The following is a 20,364-nucleotide window of genomic DNA, read 5'->3' as shown; positions in this document are numbered from 1 at the left end:
CGGCTACGCCGATCAAAATCGGCGGCGTAAATCGGCATATTGCTGCCGGCCACCTTGAGCAAACTCGCCGCGCAGATTACTGGGGGGCACGTTATTCACAAAATTATCCCCACCCCAGAAATTCGCTGAAAACCCACATGCCCAGGGCATCGATCTTCATTGACCCGACAATCATCTTGCTCGGTCTCTGCCGCCCGCGCCATCATCCATATGGCCGAGACGACAACACTTCATGTGAAACGCTGTGGAAAAGTCGGCGGAAGAAGTTCTGTGAGCAATTCTCCACGCGACTAGTGCGCGCAGGCATCGTTGGGATAATCCAGTGCCCGGCTCTTGTCTGACCCTCTCGAATCAGCGATGCAACGTGGCGCGCCAACCGCTTGATGAATCTCGTCTTGCGCACGCCAGGCATCGGGATAACTACGCAATTTCCATTCCCGGACCCTAACCCTTTCGGCGATATCCCCACTTCTATCCACAGGCGCAGACCGCCAATTTGGACTCCAGAAGGCGTAATTCTGTGCATAACCGGGATGGGGATATCTTTGTGAACAACAGATAGGATTCAGGCCCCGACGCGCCAACTACAACCCGAAAAGCGCGCCCGTCAGCGCAAGAAAGAGCCGGCAGGCCAGCGGAAAATAATGCGCAAATCCCCGAGTTTCCCTATGAGAACGCGGATTAAACCCTCTCTGCAGCGCTCGGACGCAGGCAGAATGATTATTCACGGGAAACCCAATCGGGTCGCCGTGATTGATGCAGATATCTGTGCAAAACCGGATTGACCCTGACCCGAATGCTTCATTACTGAGCATCAAAATCAACGGCACCGGAAATAATTATCCACAGAGTTATCCAGTGGTCGAGAATATGTTAGTGACCACTAACACTGCGTGTTTTTAATGGGCAGGACCAGACTGCCAGGCGCCGCAAAACGGAAGGCCAAATGAAACAACGCCCCAGACCGGGAGGTCTTGGGGCGTTGTAGCCAGGCCGGGCCTGGCGGACGGGAAATTGGGATTTCCCGATTTAGAGCGGGCGAATGTCGGCCGCTTGAGGTCCTTTCGGACCATCCTTAACTTCGTATTCGACTTCCTGGCCTTCGTTCAGGCTGCGATAGCCGCGACCCTGGATGGCGGAAAAGTGTGCGAACACATCGGTGCCGCCCACGTCCGGCGTGATGAAACCGAAACCCTTGTCAGCGTTGAACCACTTGACTTTGCCCTTCTGAGCCATTTTCTCTAGCGTCCTGTAATTAAATCGAAATGCAATGAATCAAGGACGCCGTGCGAACTGAACGATCGGTGCAAAACCAGTGTTCCCGCTTGTCGCCAGAGCGGCAGACCGAGTCCGCGCGCTGCTTGAATCAACTGCGGAATCAGCATACTCATCCGGCATTACCGAGTCATATAGTTGTTTACCCCAATGTCGCTTTTTTTTCACTGGAACGGCAATACCGCCTGGCGGAATTAGCCTTGCCGACGCGCCAGAATCGCGTAAATGGGACCGGTCACGATCACCACGAAAACCATGCGCGTGACGTGAAAAGCCGTCACCACCGGAACGCCCAATTGCAGCACTTTGGCGGTGATGGCCATCTCTGCGATACCGCCGGGTGTCGTACCCAGAATCAGCGTCGGAATTGGTGCGGCGGACCATAGCGAAAGCAAGGCGCCCACGCCAAATGCAAGCGCCAGCGCAAGGATCGTGAAGCCCGCCACCGCCAACATGAATCGCGGTGCGGCACGAAAGAAGTCGGGGCGATAACGATCGCCCAGCGACCAGCCGATAAGGAGTTGCCCCGCCTTGGGCACAAAGTCCGGCAACGCGGATAGCTCTATGTTCGAGGCGGTGAGAATCATGGCAACAAGCATGGGCCCCAGCACCCAGGGATTGGGCAGCCGAAATTTCGTGAAGGCAGCGCCACCCACGATAGTCAGCGCCACCAGCGCTGCAAGCCCCACCGTATGCACATCGCGCGGCCCCGGCACGGTCGGATCCAGCCCCGCCACGCCCCACCACTGAAAGATGAAAGGCACGGCGACCACCACCAGCAGGACGCGCACGCTGTGCGCGGTGGCCACGCGATCGATCCTCGCGCCGTGGCGTTCGGCCAGGTTGGCCATTTCGCTTGCACCGCCGATGGCCGATGAAAACCACGCGGTCTTGAAGTCCACATCGGTATAACGACGCAGAATCGCGGTGCCCAGAAATGCGAGCGCCAGCGCAAACAACATGCCGGCAATGATGGGGCCGGCGTTGCTGCCGATATGTCCGATGACCTGCGGCGTGAAGTACAGCCCCAGCGAGGCGCCGATGACCCACTGGCCCGCATTGCGAGCTGGCCTCGGGCACGCCGTTCGCAATCCGGCAATTCGGGTGGCCGCGGTCAATAGCAGCGCGCCCAACATCCACGGCAGCGGCATGTGCGCCCACACCGCCAACAACGCGCCGATCAGCGCAATACAAAATCCGGCCAGCACTCGGGCCATCCTGTTCTGAACCACAATCCCGTCCGCATTGGAAAACTCTTGAAAATGGAATTATGAGTTAGTGGGATACTTACGAGAAATTTCCTCGGCTACCCGTGTTTACTTCGCGTCCAACATGATCCGCTCCAAACTCCCCGACGTCGGCACCACCATCTTCACCGTGATGAGCCGCCTGGCCATCGAGCACAAGGCCATCAACCTGGGCCAGGGCTTTCCTGACTTCGATCCGGATCCCGCGCTCTGCGCGCTTGTCACCAAGGCAATGGCCGACGGGCACAACCAGTACCCGTACATGCCCGGCGTCGCGCCCCTGCGCGAGGCCATCGCGGCCAAGACGCGGGAACTGTATGGCCATGCCTATGATCCCGAAACCGAGATCACCGTGACCAGCGGCGCAACCGAAGCGCTGATGGCCACGGTGCTGGCGGCGGTGGGCAGCGGCGACGAAGTGGTGGTGATCGAACCTTGTTATGACTCGTACCTGCCGGCGATTCGCCTGGCTGGAGGCACCGCGGTTCCCGTGCCGTTGCGCGCGCCCACCGAAGCCGATCCGTACTACCGCATCGACTGGCAGCGCGTGCGCGACGCCATCACGTCCAAGACCCGTCTGTTGATGCTTAACTTTCCGCATAATCCCACGGGTGCGGTGCTGGACGACAGCGACCTGGATGCGCTGGAAGCCATCGTCCGCGACACGGGTGTACTGCTGGTGTCGGACGAGGTCTACGAACATATTGTGTTCGACGGCAAGCCGCATGCCAGCGTGGCGCGGCGCCCGCTGCTTGCCGAACATGCGTTCGTGATCTCTTCGTTTGGCAAGACGTACCACACCACCGGATGGAAGATCGGTTATTGCTGCGCGCCGCGGCACCTGAGCGCCGAACTGCGCAAGGTGCATCAGTTCATGGTGTTCACCGTGCCCTCGCCCATGCAGTTTGCGCTGGCCGAGTTCATGCGCGATCCCAAGCCCTACCTCGATCTGCCGGCGTTCTACCAGGCCAAGCGCGACCGCCTTTCGCAAGGCCTGGCCAAGACGCGCTTCCGGCCGCTGCCCAGCCCCGGCACGTTCTTCCTGCTGGCTGACTACAGCCAGATCTCGAAGCAGAACGAAGCGGACTTCGCGCGCGACCTGACCGTCGATCATGGCGTGACCGTGATTCCCGTGTCGGCGTTCTACCGCCAACCCGACGCGCCCGAATCCAATCATCGGATCGTGCGCTTCTGCTTTGCCAAGAAGGACACGACGCTGGATGCGGCGCTGGAGCGCCTGAAGCAGGTCTGACATTCAATATATGAGCAAAAGCTCATATATGAACGGGCGTGCCACCTTGTGCGGCACGCCTGAAAAAAAGGGGCGCCGAAAGGCGCCCCTCAACGTTTGCCGGCCTGGATTTGAGCCGGTGTGCGCACCGTCAGGGGCGCATCACCGCGCCATCAGACCGGCCCAGCGGCAACCTTTCTTGCGGCCCGCACACGACGCAGGACCTGCGGCACGATCACGACCGCAGCCGCGCCCGTCCACAACGCAATGGAGACCGGGCTGGCGAACAGCACACCCACGTCGCCATCCGTCATCGACAAGGCGCGGCGCAGGTTCTGCTCCATCATGTTGCCCAGCACGACGCCCAGCACCAGCGGCGCCATCGGCACGCCGAACTTACGCAGGAAGTACCCAAGCGTGCCGATGCCCGCCACCAGCAGCAGATCGAACGTGCCGGCGTTGATCGCATACACGCCGATGTAGCTGATGCACAGAATGCCCGGCACCATCAGCCAACCCGGCACCGACAGCACTTTGGAGAACAAGCGGACCAGCGGCACGTTCATCACGAAAAGCAATACGTTCGCCACGAACAGCGAGGCGATCAGGCCCCACACCAATTCAGGCTTGGTGTCGAACAGCACCGGACCCGGCGTGATGTTGTAGAGCGTCAGCGCCCCCATCATCACGGCGGTAGTGCCAGAGCCGGGCACGCCCAGCGTCAGCATCGGCACGAACGAGCCGATGGCCGAGGACGTCGCGGCCGCTTCCGGCGCGACCAGGCCGCGCATGTCGCCCTTGCCGAATTTGGCATCGGGATCCTTGGCCTCGATGATGCGCTTTTCCTGCGAATAGGCGACGGCCGCGGCCACGCTGGCGCCAGCGCCAGGCAGCACGCCCACGCCGAAGCCGACCAGCGCGCTGCGCACGACGCTCCACCACGTGAATGCCATCTCTTTCAGATTGAACAGCTTGCGCCCGCTGGGCTTGACCTCGACGCTGTGGCCGGCCACTACCTTTTCAAGCATTTCCAGCATCTCGCTGACCGCGAACAGCGCAATCACCACCACGACGAAATCGATGCCGTCGGCCAAGTGGACGGACTCGAAGGTATAGCGATACACGCCCGAGTTCGCGTCCACGCCCACCACCGAAATGGACAGGCCGATCATCGCGGCCAGCACGCCCTTGACCGGTTGCTTGCCAAGCAGGCTGGTCAGGCAGCAGAACGCAAAAATCATCAGCACGAAGTATTCGGCGGGGCCAAACGCGAGCGCCCATTTCGCCAGCATCGGCGCAAGCAGGATGATGCCCACTACCGACACGATCGCCCCAAAGAAAGCCGACCACGCGGAAAGCGTCAACGCCACGTTGGCCAAACCCTGCCGCGCCAGCGGGTAGCCGTCCAGCGTCGTCATGATGGCGCTGGCTTCGCCCGGCACGTTCAGCAGGATCGCCGTGATACGGCCGCCATACTCGGCGCCCACATACACGGCGGCAAGCAGGATCAGCGCCGTTTCGGGCGGTAGATTCATCGCGAAGGCGATGGGGATCAGCATGGCCACGCCGTTGACCGGCCCCAGCCCTGGCAGCACGCCCACCATGGTTCCGATGAAGGAGCCGATAGCCGCGACCAGCAGGTTCGTGAGGGAAAAGGCGACGCCAAAGCCTATCGACAGATGATCGAGAATGCCGCTCATATCAGGTTCTCCAGCAGTCCGCCGGGCAGGACGACGTCCAGCACCTTGTCGAACAGCACGAAAAAGAAAAGACTCATCACCACGCCGCCGATCGCGCACTTGATCCAGCTGCCGCCAAAGAGGCGTCCCACGAAGATCGTCATGAGCGAGGTGGCTATCACGAAGCCCAGCCACTGGAAGAGAAAGGCATAGGCGGTCGCGAACACGACCATCAGCGCGATGCGTCCGTTGGCCCCGGCGGAATTGTGCTCGACCGCATGGCCGCCCTTGTAGACGAGGCGCAACCCGCACAGGCCGATGATCAGCGCCACAAGCAGAGGAAAGGCGCGCGGGCCGACGGGTTCGTAGGCGAAGGGCGCCTCGATGCTCCAGCCGGCAGCCGTCATGAAGACGGCCAGCGCCAGGGCGGCAATGCCCAGGATTCGATCATTCATGGTCCAGGTTTCCGTTCAGGTCGGATGGCGCGGCGCAGCGGATCCTGCCGCTGCCCAAGGCAGGCGGCAGGGATTTCCCGTGCGGGCGCGGTCGGGAATCAGCCTGGCGGCTGGCTTACTTTTTGATCAGGCCGAAGGTGTCGGCGAGCTCGCCGTACTGCTTGACCTGGTTCTTCACGTAGGCGTCCAGTTCGGGGCCGGTCTTGTTGAAGGGGAACAGACCCTGCTGCTGGCGCAGCTTCTCGAACTCGGGCGCGGCCGTGGTCTTGTTGAATGCGTCGACCCAGAACTGGTAGTCGCTGTCGGACACCTTGGGACCGACATAGAAGCCGCGAATGATGGGCCAGACGATGTCGTAGCCCTGTTCCTTGGCGGTGGGCACCGAACCCAGCTTGCCCGGCAGGCGCTGGTCGTTGAAGACGGCCAGCACGCGGATGGGGGCGCCGCCCTCAAGCATGGTGAAGGCTTCGGCGGCGTCGCCCATGTAGGCCTGGATATGACCGCCGCGCAGCGCCGTCACGGCTTCGCCGCCGCCTTCGAACGCGACAAAACGCATCTTCTTGAAGTCCACGCCCGCCGCCTTGGCGGTCAGCGCCGCCTTCATCCAGTCCTGGCTGCCGACGGTGCCGCCCGCGCCCAGCACGATCTTGGTCGGATCCTGCTTGAAGGCTTCCATCAGGCCCTTCAGGTCGGTGTACGGCGAGTCGTTGCGGACCACGGCCACGCCGTAGTCGGTGCCGATCGCGGCCAGCCAGCGCACGTCGTTGACGTTGTACTTGCCGAACTTGCCCTGCGCCAGATTGAGCAGCGAGCCGCCGGAGAACGCGACGATGGTGCCCGGCTCGTTCGGATGCTGGGCGACGATGTTGTTGTACGCCACCGCGCCGATGCCCCCGGGCATGTAGACGATGCGCATCGTGTTCTTGAGCGCGCCGCTCTGCTTCAGGCCTTCGGTGGCCAGGCGGCACGTCAGGTCGAAGCCGCCGCCGGGCTGTGCCGGGGCGATGCATTCCGGACGGCGGGGCTCGTCGGCGGCATGCGCCGCGCCGAGGGACAGGGTAATGGCGCCAAGCGCCGCCAGGGCTGCGATGCGCAGCTTCAGACTCGTCTGCATTCTTGCGTCTCCAGGATTTATAGGTCTAGGTATTGCTGGCAGCGGCGCGGCGGCGGTCGATCGCATCCCACGGCTCCAGTGGACGCCACCGTACAAAATCGAACCTTTCCATAACCTTTCAATTCCGGCCGATTTCGTGACGCGGCGCAGCATCCGGGCCCGTTTCCAGGGAAAACACCAACGCCGCCCGCAATCCCGGCTGCCCATTCCGGTTCTCCAGCACGAGACGCGCCCCCAGGATTTCGGCAATCGTGCCCACGATCGCCAGGCCCAGGCCCGCGCCGGAGGTGTTCTTGCCCGCCGCGCCCCGCCGGAACCGCACGCAGGCCCGGGCAATGTCCTCGTCCGACATGCCGGGACCGTCGTCTTCCACGGCAAGGCGGGCCTGGCTGGCGTCCGCGTCGATCCGGACCGTGACCACGCCGCCCGCGGCCGCATACCGGATGGCGTTGTCCACCAGGTTGCTGACCGCCTCGCGCAACAGCCACTCGGCCCCGCTGACGACGACAGGCCTGCGGTCGGCTTCCAGCCCGATGTCCAGTTGCCGGGCGCGGGCATTGGGTAATTGGGTACGGATCACCGCGTCCGCTAGCTCAACCAGGTCCACCTGTTCGGGCGCCGAACCGCCTTCGGCCAGCGAGGCGTCTTTAGCGCGCGCCAGGGCGAGCATCTGGTTGGTGGTGCGTACGGCCCTGTCCAACCCCTCTTGCATCGCCAGAAGGGCTGTACGGACCTCCTGGGGGTCTGTTTCGCGCAGGGCATAGGCCATCTGGGTCCGCAAAACCGACAAAGGCGTGCGCAACTGGTGCGATGCGTCGTCCAGGAACTGCGCCTGCACCCTCCCCAAGGCCGCAAAACGGGCCATGTGGAGATTTATGGCCGCCACCAGGGGTAGGACCTCACCCGGCATCTCGGACGCGCTGACGGGGCTTAAATCGTCTGCAGACCGGCCTTTGACTTCCTGACGCAGACGCTCCAGGGGACGCAAGGCCATGAAAACGCCCAAAACGATCACCAGGACGCTGATGAGGATCACGGCAAGGTCCCGCTCCACCGAGCGCACCAAAACCTTGTGAAGGAACGCCTGGCGGCTTTCCAGGCCCTCTGCGACCTGCACGATGACCCGCCCGCCCTGGTTGGCGTACAGCGGCGGATCCATGGGCCGCGCCAGCGCCGCCACCCGGACGGGCTGCCCCTGGTAGGTTGCATAAAAAAACCGCGGCTCGCCCGACACGAGGGGCTGGTCCGGCAGGGGCAGCCCGGGATGCCCGATTTCGGCCAGCCCGTCTTCGGTCGCCACCCGGTAGAACACGCTGCCATTGGCCGTCAGCTCGAAAAATTCAAGCATCAGGTAGGGCTGCTCCATGGCTAATCCACCGCTGGTTGTGGATATGTTGTGGTCGATCGCGCGCAGCGCGCCGGCAAGAGACCGGTCATAGGCAATGTCGACCTGGTTGCGCAACTGGTGGTTGGACAGCCAGAGCGCGCCCATCATCACGAACACCAGCGTCGGAATCAGCCACCAGAGCAGTTGCGTCTTGAGGGTCCGTGCGCTTTTTTTTGCTGAAAAATCAACGCCGTTTTGCGGACTTCTAGTTGTCAACAAGGTTCTCCAGGCAATACCCCATGCCGCGCATGGTCACGATTTGCACACCGGTATCCGCCAATTTCTTGCGCAACCGGTGAACCAGAACCTCGATGGCTTCCAGGTTGACGTCCGCATCGTCGGTGAGGATGCGGTCAAGGATCTGCTGTTTGTTGATGGGTTCACCGCTTTTCTGGATCAACACCCGCAGTACCGCGTGTTCACGTGGGGATAACTGCAAAGGCTGTCCGCTCACGGTGAATTTTTGCGCGGAAGTTTCAAAAACCAGGTTTCCCAGCGTCAGGCGGGGATGTTCGCGGCCGCGGCTGCGGCGAATCAAGGCAATCAGGCGCGCCTCCAACTCTTCCACGACAAAGGGTTTCGGCAGGAAATCGTCCGCTCCCTCGTGAAGTGTTCCGATCCGCTCGGCCAAGGAATCGCGCGCGGTCAAGACCAGCACCGGCGTACGGTCGTCCCGCGCGCGAATCTTCGCCAGCAAAGCATGGCCATCCATGCCAGGAAGTCCCAGATCCAGGATGACCGCATCGAAATCTTCCATGGCCAGCCTTCTTTCGGCGACCAGTCCGTCATCAGCCCATTCCACGACGAAGCCGGCATGTCTGGCCAGGCTTCTGGACAGCCAGCGGGCAAGTTCAGCTTCATCTTCGATCAAGAGGATACGCATGGACGCAGTCCGGGGGGCGGTGGATGGGCGGAATGGGAAAGCATGTTTGGCTTTTCCTTTTTTTTTCTTTATATAAAGACTAATGATTAATAAGGGCTGTGGATAACTACCTTAACCTTGAAAACCTCTTTGCTTTCATTGCCTTGCGTCCGTTTTTGCCTGTGCAAGAACTCTGTGTGGGAAAAAAGCTGAAGTTGGACAAGATTTTGGACCTCGTCCGAAACCCCTGCTTGTTCAACTTGCCTCCACAACATGTGCACAACAGCGCTACTTAGGAGTTATCCACAGGCCTCATCTGGCAACCGGGCCCTGAAAAGGGCCCTTTTACCCCGGAAAACCGCCCTTCGCCTACCCTGATTTTTGCCCTTGCAGCGCCTCAAAACGGGCTGCTAAGCGACGTTCGGAATCGGGGATTCGAGGGGAGACGCGTACGGACCGCTGACGGTGAACTGAACAAAAAGTGAGCAGAATCCGCCGTAGAATCCGGCCATGGATAGCGACTTGAAACTGCGTCGACCGGCCTGGGCCAGACGGTTGAGACGCGGACTTTTGGCGGAAAATCTGGCCTTGACGTTGTGTGCGGCCGCGTTGGTTGGCGCCCTGGGTGCGCTGTCAACGGTGGTGTTTCGCGAACTGCTGGGCTGGATGCAATTGTTGGTGGGAGGCGGCGAGGTTCCCCATGGCATGGTGTCGCTGGCGCGGGGACTGGATCCCTGGCAGCGGTTTCTGATGCCAGCGGCCGGGGGCGCGATCGCCGGCCTGATCCTGCAGGCGGCCACCCGATGGCTGCCCCGGCGCGGGGCCGCCGACTATATGGAAGCCATTTCCATCGGACGTGGCGTCATCGGCTTTCGCCAGACGGTCGCGCGCAGCCTGTCCTCCATTTTTTCGATCGGTTCCGGCGCATCCATCGGCCGCGAGGGGCCGATGGTGCAACTGGCGGCAATGTGCGCCTCGTTGACGGGCCGCTATCTGGTGCTGCCGCCCCGCCATCTCCGGCTGCTGGTGGCCTGCGGCGCCACCGCAGGCATCACCGCGGCGTACAACGCGCCGATCGCGGGCGCGGTGTTCATTTCCGAAATCGTGTACGGCGTGATTTCAACGGCGACGCTGGTGCCCCTGGCCGTCGCTTCCGTTGTCGCCAACATCGTGACGCGGCAGGTGCTGCACTACGACGCGGTCTTTCAGATGCCGCATTTCGAGTTCGTGTCGGGCTGGGAAGTGATCAATTACCTGGGACTTGGCCTCATCGCCGGCCTGGCCGCGCCCCAATTCCTGCGATTCCTGGACTTGTCCCGCTCGGCGTTTCGCCGGTTGCCGTTTCCGATCTGGGCCAGGATGGCGGCAGGCGGGCTGGTTGTCGGCGGCCTGTCCGTGATCGATCCCGCGGTGTGGGGTAACGGCTACAGCGTGGTGAACAGCATGCTGCATACGGATTGGGCATGGCAGGCGGTGGCCGCCTTGCTGTTGCTCAAGACGCTGGCCACGGCGGCGAGCGTCGGGTCCGGCGCCTTGGGCGGCGTGTTCACGCCGACCTTGTTTGTGGGGGCGGCGCTGGGCGCGCTGTACGGGACTGCGCTGCAGGGCCTGTTTCCAGCCGGCAGCCTGTCGGCCGTGTCCAGTTATGCAGTCGTGGGAATGGGGGCGCTGTTGGCGGCCACCACGCATGCGCCGCTGATGTCGATCTTGATGATCTTCGAGATGACGCTGAGCTATGAAGTCATGTTGCCGCTGATGCTGGCGTGCATGACGGGATACGTGATTGCGCAGCGCATCCGGCCGGCGTCCGTCTATGCGAAATCGCTGGCGAACAACCGAATTTCGGCTCACCTGATGGCAAAAAAGGGTAGACCGATAAATTACGAGTAAAAGCTCATATATTCGGCTTGTCTGTTCTTATGCGGCAAAGAGCGCTGCAAAAGCCCCTTATATAAGGGGTTTTTGCATGAAAACGCGGTTCAGTCCGATCTCCGTGGCGCGGTGCGTTTCCGCATAGCCGCGCCGCGTGTAGATGGCGATGTTCTCAGTCATCGCTTCCTGCGTGTAAAGCCGGATCCGTGAAAAGCCGGCGCGGCGCGTGGCGTCTTCGGCCCATTGCAGCAGTGTCCGGCCGTGCCCTTTTCCTTGCGCGGTTGGCGACACGGCGATGTTGTCCAGCAGCATGCAGCCGTCGTCGGGTTCTGGAATCAGCACGATGAGGCCTTCGATGCCAGCGTCCGATTCCAGCACATGAACCACGCCTTGCGCGACGCGCGCCGGATAGTCGTCCAGCATGGGGCCGGGCGTGGCGCCGTTGCGTGCGATGTAGGGGGAGTAAGCCTCGTGGACGATGTGCTCGATGCGGGCGACATCGGCCGGCGTCGCGGCGCGGATACGAAAGGGGGTGGGATTCGTATTCATTACGACGCGCCTCCGGTCATTTTTCCGATGCAAAAGCGATAGATGCAGTCTGACCGGTCGAATCTAGCACGGAGTCCACGTCCGGTGCCGTTCGAGATTCAAGATCCATATCCGCAGGCCACTGGACTTTGGGAGCCAGGCGCAAGGCGATGTTGTAGGGAGCGACGTCGTTGGCGTCACGCGGTTCGGCGTGATCGGGGTCGAGGCCGTTGATGCCGTTCTGCATATAGGCGCACACATACGCCCAGAAGTTGGAGGTGTTGGCAGCGTCGGTGTTTAAGTGAAAGCGCGTCACGACGTTGTTGGTGCCCGGTTCCACCACCGCGATGGAGACGCCTTCCTTGATGATGAGCCCTCCGCCTGGCGTCGCGCCACGGACTTTCCATTTCTCTGCGCGCAGATCGTCCCAGTCATAACTCGCTGTCGTCACGTACCCGCGCTCGAAGGGATTCCACCAGACTGAATGGAAGCCATAAACGTAGACCTTGCGACGTAGGCGATTGAAGCGGAGCGGGAGATCTCGCGGTGGGCAGACCTCGGCACGATAAAGAACAAATGCCGTCCAGATTCCGATCGCGAGTGTGCCAATGTGTAGTAGGAAGATTCCTGCAAGCTCAAAGGTAACTCCGGCAGCTGCCGTACTTGTCGCATAGATGTCCTGTGCGGCAAACACTACAAGACTGACATCTGTCCATGCGACTAGCAGTAATAGGAAAAATAAAGCACCGCGGATACTTGAGGTATTCCGAGCGAATTCGACATATGTTTCATCCATGTGAGTCGGAGACCGCCAGAGCAACATCGGGGGTTCATTGAGAGCGTCGTTGGGGCCTGGCAGATCGCGTTGCCAGCCGGTGCACGAGGGATTCAGTCGAGGTCTTGCCATTAGAGTTGCTCAGTGATTTCTATGGCTGCGTAGCCGGAGCTATCGCTTTTATCTGGCCAGAACGCCACAACGAAAGTTGCCGATTTGATATTGTTGAGCGAATCTAGCCAGAACCGGCCGCTGAGGATTGGCCGAGAGGACGTCGGTGCAGTCTCACTATCCAACGTGTAATCCGGCCTATTCAAGGTGGAAACAGGCATGGGTGGGGCTGTATCGTTGATTTGCCCGGATGCGATGACGTGGGAAGATAGATGGGGAGTGCGTTTAGCGCCTTGTGCTAAACCAAAGCGCTCGGTGGTAAGCGTAAAGCGGTATCGAGATTGTTGGGCATCAAATCCAGGAAAAGTTGCGCTGTAAACAAGCGCTTTTTCTTTCTTGAATGCGCCCCGGTTCTTGATCACTCCGATGTCTTCGTTGTAGAGCTCATCTGTTGACATCGCTCGGTCTTCCTTAGAGAAGCGGAGGTCCACATCCATGCCGATCACTGCCGCATTAAGTGCAGCAATTGAGACTTCCATGTCTGCCGGATGGCGCCAGCGCTCATCCGCTTGACCGAAATAGCATCGCCGGGCCCACTTTTCCAATGCATCGGATTCGAGGATCTTTGCGAGTTGCGATACTGCGAAGGCGGCGAGTCCGATAGCGATACCCGCTCCCAGCCCCCCGATCAGCGAGAGTAAACCTACAGCTCCAAAAGAGATCATGGCCGCCCCGAAAATCGATAAAGCCCCAGCAAATATGTGGGCCCGACGGGCACCTACGTCACCAGCTTTAGAAACGCGAGCGGCAGCACGAAAACTAGCACCAGCATCCGCAATCCCCGCCAAAGCCGAAATCGCTCCACCCACCATCACCATCTTCGACCCCAACCCGACGACGCGCCTGAGGACAGGAGTTTTCTCCACACCCCAGCGCAGCACGAACCCTCGGGCAGCGTCCGCCGGAACCTTGATCGCCAGCCCGGCCGCCTCAACACTCGCTCCCATGAAGCCCAGCGCCACGCTATAAAACGCCGCCACAGCCTCCGGATGCCGCGCGCCGACTTTCGCATCCAGGTCAGCTAACGTGCTTTTCAAGCTGTCCTGCAGAAAATACAGGCCGATGAAAGACAAGCCGCCATCCACACTACCGACGGCCAGGCTCTTCAAGCTCGCAAAGGTGCTGCCGGCGACACGACGAGCCCCCGCCGCGCCAACTTGTAGGCCCTCGAGCACCGCGGCGGCAGCGGGTTCCAGATTCTTCAGGCCGGCGTTGACCTGGCGTAGCGCAGACTTGGCTTCTCTGTTGATCTCTTGCCCAAGCGCGCCAGCAGCCTGCCTGATATCCTGCGCGCCCTCCTTGGCCTCCTTGCTGAAATCCAGGATGCGCTTCTTGACCTCTTCTGCAGTTCCATGCGCCCATAGCGTGACGTCGATGAGCACATTGCGGACATTGGCATTCGGGATGGTGATCAGACTGCCCAGCAACATCGCACGTGCCCGTTTGCCGGCGGCCTTTTGGGCGGAGTTGGCGTGCTCGCGAATCTCGCTCGACAGCAGCTCGAAGCACTCCCCCACGGTGAGCTGGATGGTGACCTGGGTGAACTTGGCCTTACCGTACAGCCAGGCGGCGCCGGACTGGAGGTTGTCTAAAGCCGCCCTGGCGCCGCTGCTCAGGGTGTTTTCGAGGCGATTACTCGCATCGTGAATGGCCGCCAACAACTGATCGGCAGATTCAACAACGAGCGTCCGGCGCCAATCGCTTCCCTCCTTGCTCGTGGCGATCATCTTTATCGCGTCATAGTATTTCTTGCCTGCCTCCGAGGGCATCGCGTTGGAGAACAAGGGTTCGAACGCCTGCTGCAAGTCGGTGTATTGCCCATTGAGCGCGATGTAGGCCGGACTACCTGCGTCGGACAGCAGGTCTTTCCATGCCTTGCTGCTAGGCCCCAACGCTTGCGGCGTGGACTTTTCGCCTGGTTGGCTCTCGTCCGCCGGCGCTGTGTGCTGTAGCGGGGCATCCGTGATGCCGCCCGCGAGACAAGCCGCGGTGGTGCTCAGGCGGCATCGCTGCGAACGCGCATCGGCGTCCGCATAGTCCAAAGCCATGATCCGGCGCCAACTGGCGCCAGCCACCAGGTCGGCCCAGTCGGTTGCATAAGCGTCGATCTGCTTTTGAAAGCGGTCGTCTTCCTTGTCGTACGCATCCTGAAAAGTCTTTCGCCCTGCAGGGCCGGTTTCCCAGTAACGGTCTTCTAGCCGGGCCATGCGACGCCCGGTCTCGCGATTGACCACGCCAGCACGTTGTTGTGCGGGGTCATGGAATACGGGCGGGACGCCGGATTCGCTGGACGTCCAGTAGTCGCTAGGTGGCGGCGGAGGCGGGTGTGCAGCCTCTACCTGCTGGGCGATGTAAGCTTTGATTCCGAGCAGGCACTGCGAGGTGAGGTAGGCATACCGCCGTGTTGGCTCTTCACGCCACCGCTGGCGCATCGTGTTGACAGAAAGACGCAGGCTGTTGAGCTCTGCGGCCATGCCTACCGGGTCGGGCAGGATGAGTCCTGCAACCCCCTTCGCAAGCCCATGCTGCTTTTCGAGCATGCGCAATTGCGCCTGCATGGCTTCAAGGCGGGCATGACGGGGATGCCAGTCATGAACGCTACCGAAGTCGTGCGTGCCGATGGCGTACTCGGCGACATGCTGAGCAAGATCATCACCGTGCTCAAGGGCAAGCGCCTGGTCGCCACCTGTCGGATCCTGCTTGAGCGTGATCAGATTGATCGCCCTGAACCGCTGCCGATAATCAGCGGGCAGTGCCTTTCCATCAGCGTGCTTGCCGGTGCGGTAGGCATCGAGTGTCGCCTTGGGCCAAGGGTCCTGTGAAAACGCGATCCAGGCCTGCTTGTGCGCTGCGGTGTCGATGTTGATGAATGCCGAGCGCAGATCGTGTCCGGCGTCCAGGCAAGCTTTGGCTAGGGGCTCGGGCGCCGCCCGTGGCATGGAGAACGGATTGAACTGGCGCAGATAGCCTTCCGGGGTGACCTGATAGGCATGCCAGATTTCTTTGTCCAGCAGCACATAGACGTACCCCTGCCTCAGTACACGCAAAGCAGTCTGAATGGATTCGTTACTGAGTGCGCCATGTTGCTTGAGTCCGCCTGTCACCGGCATGATGGCAAGCCGTAGCGGCAGGATCGGTAAGCCGGTACGTTCACACGCGCTGCACGAGCCGGTGGGATTGGGCGCCGCCTGGCGCCGGGCCTGGGTCAGGGTCTTGCTGATGCTCATGTGTAGTTCGCGGCGGGAGGTAATGACGCAACGATGCGCTGCCACGCAAAGTCGTCGTAGTTGTCAAAACGCGCTTGCAATGTGGACTGCCCTGCGACGGCGGCTTGGATGTCGTCCTGTATTTCTGGATGCCGTGGCAGATGGGGATGAATGAAGACGCGATGCATGCACAGGTCGATGATGTCGGCGCTCAGGCGCAAGCGTGAGTTCTGTGCGTCACGGATCATCCGGAAAGCGTGCACGGCGGCCTGGGGCGGAAGAATCGTGGGGCCACGCCAGCGCATTGGGGCATACGTCACGGGGAATCGGAGCGCGGCGCGCCAGACATCCAGGAAATCGCTGACGAGCGGTGCAAGTTGCAGTGCCTGTCGAACGAGTGGAGGGGCATTCGAGCCGGCTTCGGTGGGGGAGCCGCGAAGTAAGGTGAAGGCGCCCCAGCTGGTCGGGCAAAGCCAACGTTTGACGGGCCACAGCAGAGCAGGAAAGGCGTGTTCCATTGATGCCGCGAGCAGTTCGAGCCGCAACGGCTCGAACCACGGCGTCATGCGTTTCCCAGCTATGGGCACGACGACATCCAGGCAGCGCGCAGCCAAGTGATCGGCGAGCGCAGCGAGGGATTGATCACTGGTCAGCCATCCGCACACATAGCGCTTTTTATAGCTGGCATCATCACGCGCGGAACGTTCGGCGGCTGCGAGCAGAGAAATGTCCGCGGCACCTTCTGGCGCGGCCAGCTGTATAAGCGCCGGGCACGCGTCGGGCGTATGGGCAAGGTCTGGCCGGATGACGCGTGCGATCGCCTGTTCGCCCAACGCGTGGGTTAGCGACCGAATGCTAAGGGGATCTTGTGGCTCGCACGGCGCGAGCGGGTCCAGCAAGAGGTAAAGATAGTCGCTGGGGGCGCGTTCGAGACGGGCAAACGCTTGTACGGCGTTCTGCATCATCTGGCGCGCTCCAGACAATCAGAAAGTGCGCCTTCCAGAACCTCGCAGCCCAGAGCCAGTTCATTTCCGCCGCCGCCCCCCTGCATCCTGAGCGGACCTTTAACCTGGATGGAGATAGCGTCAAGGGTTATGCCGGTGCTATCTATTCGAATGGTTCCGCCCGGCCCTTTAATGATGAGATCTTCTCCAGCATGCAGAGAGTAGTCCCTTGTCCGACGACGGATGGCCTGGCCCGCCCGCAGTTCCGCTCGCCCCTCCACGCTCTGCTCCTGGTGCCCGCCAATACTCACCCAGTGATTGGCCGCCGTCTTGTCGCGGCGGTTGTTGCCCACTTCCTCGGTGCGGTCCTTGCCGGTGTAGATGGTGTGATTACGTCCCACCGTCAGGAAGTCGTCCCGCCCAATGTCGTGCCGCCGGTCCTGGCCGATGTTCACCTGTTCGTCATTGCCCACGGTCTCCCTGCGGTCGTGGCCAATGGTGATGGTTTCGTCGTTCTCGACCTGCTCGCTGCGGTCGTGACCCACGAACGTCGACTCGTCGTGGTTAACGTGGATGTTCTGATCCTTCTGAGCGTGGACGTAGATTTCTTCCTGATCCTTCTCGTCCTCAAAGCGCAGTTCGTTGTATCCCTCGCCTTTGTGGGTCTTGGTCTTGATGGTCATCCGCGTCTTGTGGCGCGGCAGGTCGTAAGGCGGCAATTGCAGGCGGTTGTAGACGCGGCCGGTGATCACGGGCTGGTCGGGATCGCCGTCGAAGTACGAGACGATGACCTCTTGTCCGATGCGGGGAATGGCCATGTGGCCCCACGTGGCGCCAGCGATGTTCTGGGATACGCGTATCCAGCAGGAGCTGTGTTCGTCCTCCTTGCCTAGACGGTCCCAGGGGAACTGGACCTTCACGCGGCCGTATTCGTCGGTGTAGATCTCTTCATTGGGTGGGCCGACCACGACGGCGTTCTGCGGTCCGTCGATGCGGGGCCGGGGCAATGGCTCTGCGCGCCATTCGGCGTCGTCCGGTACCAATTCAGCCTCGTAGTGGTATCGAGTCCCTGACGCGGCATCGGCGCATTCTTCGGCCTGGCTCGTGTATTGGATGCCGCGGTGGACGATGCGGACCGGGCGCCAGCCGCGATTCATGTCCTCGCGTGGGTGCCCGGCCAGCGTGAAGGAGATACCAGGCTGCAAGCGCGGGTCATCGCCTTCGACCAAGGCGATGCGCGCGTCGCGCCGATGCCCGCGCAGGCGATTCTCGGCGAAGGGCTTGCCGGCCTCGTCGAACTTGGCGCGGGCGGGGTAGTCGTAACGCTCGTAGCGGCGGCCTTGATGGTCCAGGTCGCGCCCATCGCGGCTGTGCTGGTGGGTATAGCGCGGATGGTGAAAGGTGTAGTCGCGCTGCGTCTGGCGCGCGGTGCGAACGTTCTCGGTGTAGGTGAAGCGACGCAGCGCAGGCTGCGGCTGATCGCCGCCGGGCATGGGGTTGTACTGCACCGGCCCGTCGCCGACGCGGCCGTGAATGAAGAGGCGATCGCTGTGGACAAGTTGATGTCCTTCGGCGCCATGACGGAAGGAATAGAAGAATCCTTCCTCACGCATGATGCGTTCGACGAAGTGGTAGTCCGTATCGCCGGCCTGCACGCAGTACTCGCGGGACTGGTGCTCGGTGGTGCTGCGCTGCTCGTAGTCCTGGGTGAGGCCATGCGCCTTGAGCACGGCCTCGGCGATCTGTGGAACGGTCAGCGCCTGGAAGATCCGCCAGTCAGAACTGAGCGCGAGCCGTGCCAGACGCGGTTCGACGACAGCCGAATAGCGCGTGCGCCGAAAGCCGGTTTCGCCCTGGACGAATGAAGACACCGCGCCGTGCACGTACCGGACAGGGGTGTCGCCGTGCCAGATGGTAAGCAGCGCAGCGCGGTCCAGCACCGCGCCGAAATCGATGGCGGGATTGGCGCTGGCCAGTTCCGCTTGCAGCACGAAAGGCTCGGACAAGCCTTCCTGGAGCGAGAACTCGACGACCTCGAAGGGCTCTTCGCCAATGGCGAACGTGAAGCGAAGATCGGATTGGGTAGGCATGGCGGGCTTCCGGTTGGGACAGACCGCTCGGGTCGTCCTTGGTGCCAAAGGGCACCACCGGTTGTAAAAGCCGCCGATATTTCGTGTAAATCAGAAGAGTCTTATTAATTAAGAAAATCGATGTGCGCAAGCACGTTGCAGGGTAAAGATCCTGACTACTTCCCGATGCAAAAACTGGAAAAAATCTCCCCCAGCAGGTCATCGCTGGTGAACTTGCCAGTGATACTCGACAAGCTGTCGTGCGCCAGCCGCAGTTCCTCGGCAAACAGGTCCAGCACGCGGTCATCCTGACTGGCATGCGCGGCGGCCAGTTCCAGATGTTCGGCAGCCTCCTGCAATGCATGCAGATGCCGTTCTCGCGCGAGCCAAGGCGACTCGGCGCCAGGGTTCCATCCCGCGATTTGAAGCAGTTCGGCGCGAAGCGCGTCTAGCCCCGCGCCGCGTTTGGCCGAGATCCCCAGTTCGCCGGGACCGGGGACGAAAGGCTCGGGCAGCAGGTCGACCTTGTTGAATACTTTCAGCACCGGCGTGCGGGCGGGCAGGCGCGCGGTGATCTGCGCGTCGAGTTCGTCGCCCGGCTGGGTGGCATCCTGCAAATGGAGGATGACGTCGGCGCGTTCGATTTCCTGCCAGGTGCGCGCGATGCCGATGCTTTCGACAGTGTCTTCGGTTTCGCGCAGGCCGGCCGTGTCGACAATATGCAGCGGCACGCCATCAATATGGATTTCCTGCACCACTTTGTCGCGCGTGGTGCCGGCAATGGGGGTGACGATGGCGATGTCGTCGCCCGCCAGCGCGTTGAGCAGGCTGGACTTGCCCACGTTGGGCTGGCCGGCCAACACCACATGCAGGCCTTCTCGCAGGATGACGCCCTGGCGTGCTTGCGCGATCAGCGCAGACAGGTCGCCGGCCAACGCGTCCAGGGTGGGACGCGCCTGATACTTTTCCAGGAAGTCGATCTCTTCTTCGGGAAAATCCAGCGTCGCCTCGACCAGCATGCGCAGGTGAATGATGCGGTCGGACAGGTCGTTGACGCGCGCCGAGAATTCGCCAGACAGCGACGCCATGGCGCCGCGCGCGGCCGCGACCGACGAGGCTTCGATCAGGTCGGCCACCGCTTCGGCCTGCGCCAGATCCATGCGGTCGTTCAGGAAGGCGCGGCGTGTGAATTCGCCGGGTTCGGCCAGCCGCACGCCCAGGTCGCGGCCGGCGGCAAGGCAGCTGTCCAGCACGCGGCGCAGCACGGCCGGGCCGCCGTGGCCCTGCAGTTCCAGCACGTCTTCGCCGGTGTAGGAATGCGGCGCGCGAAAGTAGATGGCGATGCCTTCGTCCAGCAGTTCGCCTTCGACAGTCTTGAAGGGAAGATAGTGCGCATGGCGGGGCGTGAGATCGCGCTGAAATAGGCGCCGCACCAATTCGGACAGGTCCGCACCAGAAATGCGCACGACGCCGATGCCGCCTCTTCCAGGAGCGGTGGCGATGGCGGCAATGGGGGCGTAAGCGGACATATCGGGGCAGATGACAAGGC

15 protein-coding genes are annotated in these 20,364 nt (G+C 61.7%); 2 read left to right on the top strand and 13 right to left on the bottom strand.

Annotated elements, in window-relative coordinates; translation table 11 throughout:
- Window positions 1–1,029: 1,029 nt before the first annotated feature.
- Both FBY20_RS11135 and FBY20_RS11130 read right to left on the bottom strand, forming a co-directional pair.
- On the bottom strand, window positions 1,030–1,236 hold the full coding sequence (locus tag FBY20_RS11135; protein WP_056320589.1) for a cold-shock protein: 207 nt from the start codon (window positions 1,234–1,236) through the stop codon (window positions 1,030–1,032).
- A 233-nt stretch (window positions 1,237–1,469) separates the two neighbouring features.
- Window positions 1,470–2,492 (bottom strand): AbrB family transcriptional regulator, encoded by a 1,023-nt coding sequence (locus tag FBY20_RS11130; RefSeq protein WP_142052155.1) that lies wholly within the window; start codon window positions 2,490–2,492, stop codon window positions 1,470–1,472.
- A 115-nt stretch (window positions 2,493–2,607) separates the two neighbouring features.
- Between FBY20_RS11130 and FBY20_RS11125 the strand changes: the two genes are divergently transcribed.
- Window positions 2,608–3,774, top strand: a complete 1,167-nt coding sequence (locus FBY20_RS11125) for a pyridoxal phosphate-dependent aminotransferase (protein WP_142052152.1) — start codon at window positions 2,608–2,610, stop codon at window positions 3,772–3,774.
- Between the two features lie 152 nt (window positions 3,775–3,926).
- Here FBY20_RS11125 and FBY20_RS11120 read toward each other — a convergent pair whose 3' ends face one another.
- From FBY20_RS11120 to FBY20_RS11100, 5 genes are all read right to left on the bottom strand, one after another.
- Entirely contained in the window at window positions 3,927–5,453 is a 1,527-nt protein-coding gene (locus FBY20_RS11120) for a tripartite tricarboxylate transporter permease (protein WP_128829665.1), read from the bottom strand.
- The gene (locus FBY20_RS11115; RefSeq protein ID WP_056320598.1) at window positions 5,450–5,887 is read right to left on the bottom strand and encodes a tripartite tricarboxylate transporter TctB family protein; all 438 of its coding nucleotides are present in this window, start codon (window positions 5,885–5,887) and stop codon (window positions 5,450–5,452) included. Before FBY20_RS11115 ends, FBY20_RS11120 begins: the two co-directional genes overlap by 4 nt.
- A gap of 115 nt (window positions 5,888–6,002) precedes the next feature.
- Window positions 6,003–7,001 (bottom strand): tripartite tricarboxylate transporter substrate binding protein, encoded by a 999-nt coding sequence (locus tag FBY20_RS11110; protein ID WP_142052149.1) that lies wholly within the window; start codon window positions 6,999–7,001, stop codon window positions 6,003–6,005.
- A gap of 118 nt (window positions 7,002–7,119) precedes the next feature.
- Window positions 7,120–8,604 (bottom strand): sensor histidine kinase, encoded by a 1,485-nt coding sequence (locus tag FBY20_RS11105; RefSeq protein ID WP_370458335.1) that lies wholly within the window; start codon window positions 8,602–8,604, stop codon window positions 7,120–7,122.
- A complete protein-coding gene (locus FBY20_RS11100) occupies window positions 8,594–9,271 on the bottom strand; it encodes a response regulator (protein ID WP_056320607.1) in 678 nt (225 codons plus the stop codon). Before FBY20_RS11100 ends, FBY20_RS11105 begins: the two co-directional genes overlap by 11 nt.
- Window positions 9,272–9,760: 489 nt before the next feature.
- On the opposite strand from FBY20_RS11100, the gene FBY20_RS11095 reads away from it, so the two are divergent.
- Window positions 9,761–11,140 (top strand): ClcB-like voltage-gated chloride channel protein, encoded by a 1,380-nt coding sequence (locus FBY20_RS11095; protein ID WP_142052146.1) that lies wholly within the window; start codon window positions 9,761–9,763, stop codon window positions 11,138–11,140.
- Window positions 11,141–11,197: 57 nt separating this feature from the next.
- Here FBY20_RS11095 and FBY20_RS11090 read toward each other — a convergent pair whose 3' ends face one another.
- The 6 genes from FBY20_RS11090 to mnmE form a co-directional block, all read right to left on the bottom strand.
- Window positions 11,198–11,671 (bottom strand): GNAT family N-acetyltransferase, encoded by a 474-nt coding sequence (locus FBY20_RS11090; protein ID WP_142052143.1) that lies wholly within the window; start codon window positions 11,669–11,671, stop codon window positions 11,198–11,200.
- A gap of 16 nt (window positions 11,672–11,687) precedes the next feature.
- Window positions 11,688–12,446 carry a DUF6708 domain-containing protein gene (locus tag FBY20_RS27845; RefSeq protein WP_175235697.1) on the bottom strand — a complete coding sequence of 253 codons (759 nt, stop codon included), beginning with the start codon at window positions 12,444–12,446 and terminating at the stop codon, window positions 11,688–11,690.
- A gap of 110 nt (window positions 12,447–12,556) precedes the next feature.
- Window positions 12,557–15,823, bottom strand: coding sequence for a T6SS effector BTH_I2691 family protein (locus FBY20_RS11080; RefSeq protein WP_142052140.1), 3,267 nt, complete (start codon window positions 15,821–15,823; stop codon window positions 12,557–12,559).
- Complete coding sequence (locus FBY20_RS11075) at window positions 15,820–16,767, bottom strand: hypothetical protein (RefSeq protein ID WP_056327631.1); 948 nt, start codon at window positions 16,765–16,767, stop codon at window positions 15,820–15,822. The genes FBY20_RS11080 and FBY20_RS11075 overlap by 4 nt, the downstream gene beginning before the upstream one ends.
- Window positions 16,764–18,836 (bottom strand): type VI secretion system Vgr family protein, encoded by a 2,073-nt coding sequence (locus FBY20_RS11070; RefSeq protein ID WP_142052137.1) that lies wholly within the window; start codon window positions 18,834–18,836, stop codon window positions 16,764–16,766. The genes FBY20_RS11075 and FBY20_RS11070 overlap by 4 nt, the downstream gene beginning before the upstream one ends.
- Before the next feature lie 155 nt (window positions 18,837–18,991).
- Window positions 18,992–20,344, bottom strand: coding sequence for a tRNA uridine-5-carboxymethylaminomethyl(34) synthesis GTPase MnmE (gene mnmE, locus FBY20_RS11065; RefSeq protein ID WP_056327776.1), 1,353 nt, complete (start codon window positions 20,342–20,344; stop codon window positions 18,992–18,994).
- Window positions 20,345–20,364 lie beyond the last annotated feature (20 nt).

Origin of the sequence: Achromobacter sp. SLBN-14, from assembly GCF_006715415.1 — a bacterium.
GTDB lineage: Bacteria > Pseudomonadota > Gammaproteobacteria > Burkholderiales > Burkholderiaceae_B > Achromobacter > Achromobacter mucicolens.
The sequence above is the reverse complement of the archived record's forward strand: the minus strand, read 5'-3'. Positions and strand labels throughout refer to the sequence as shown.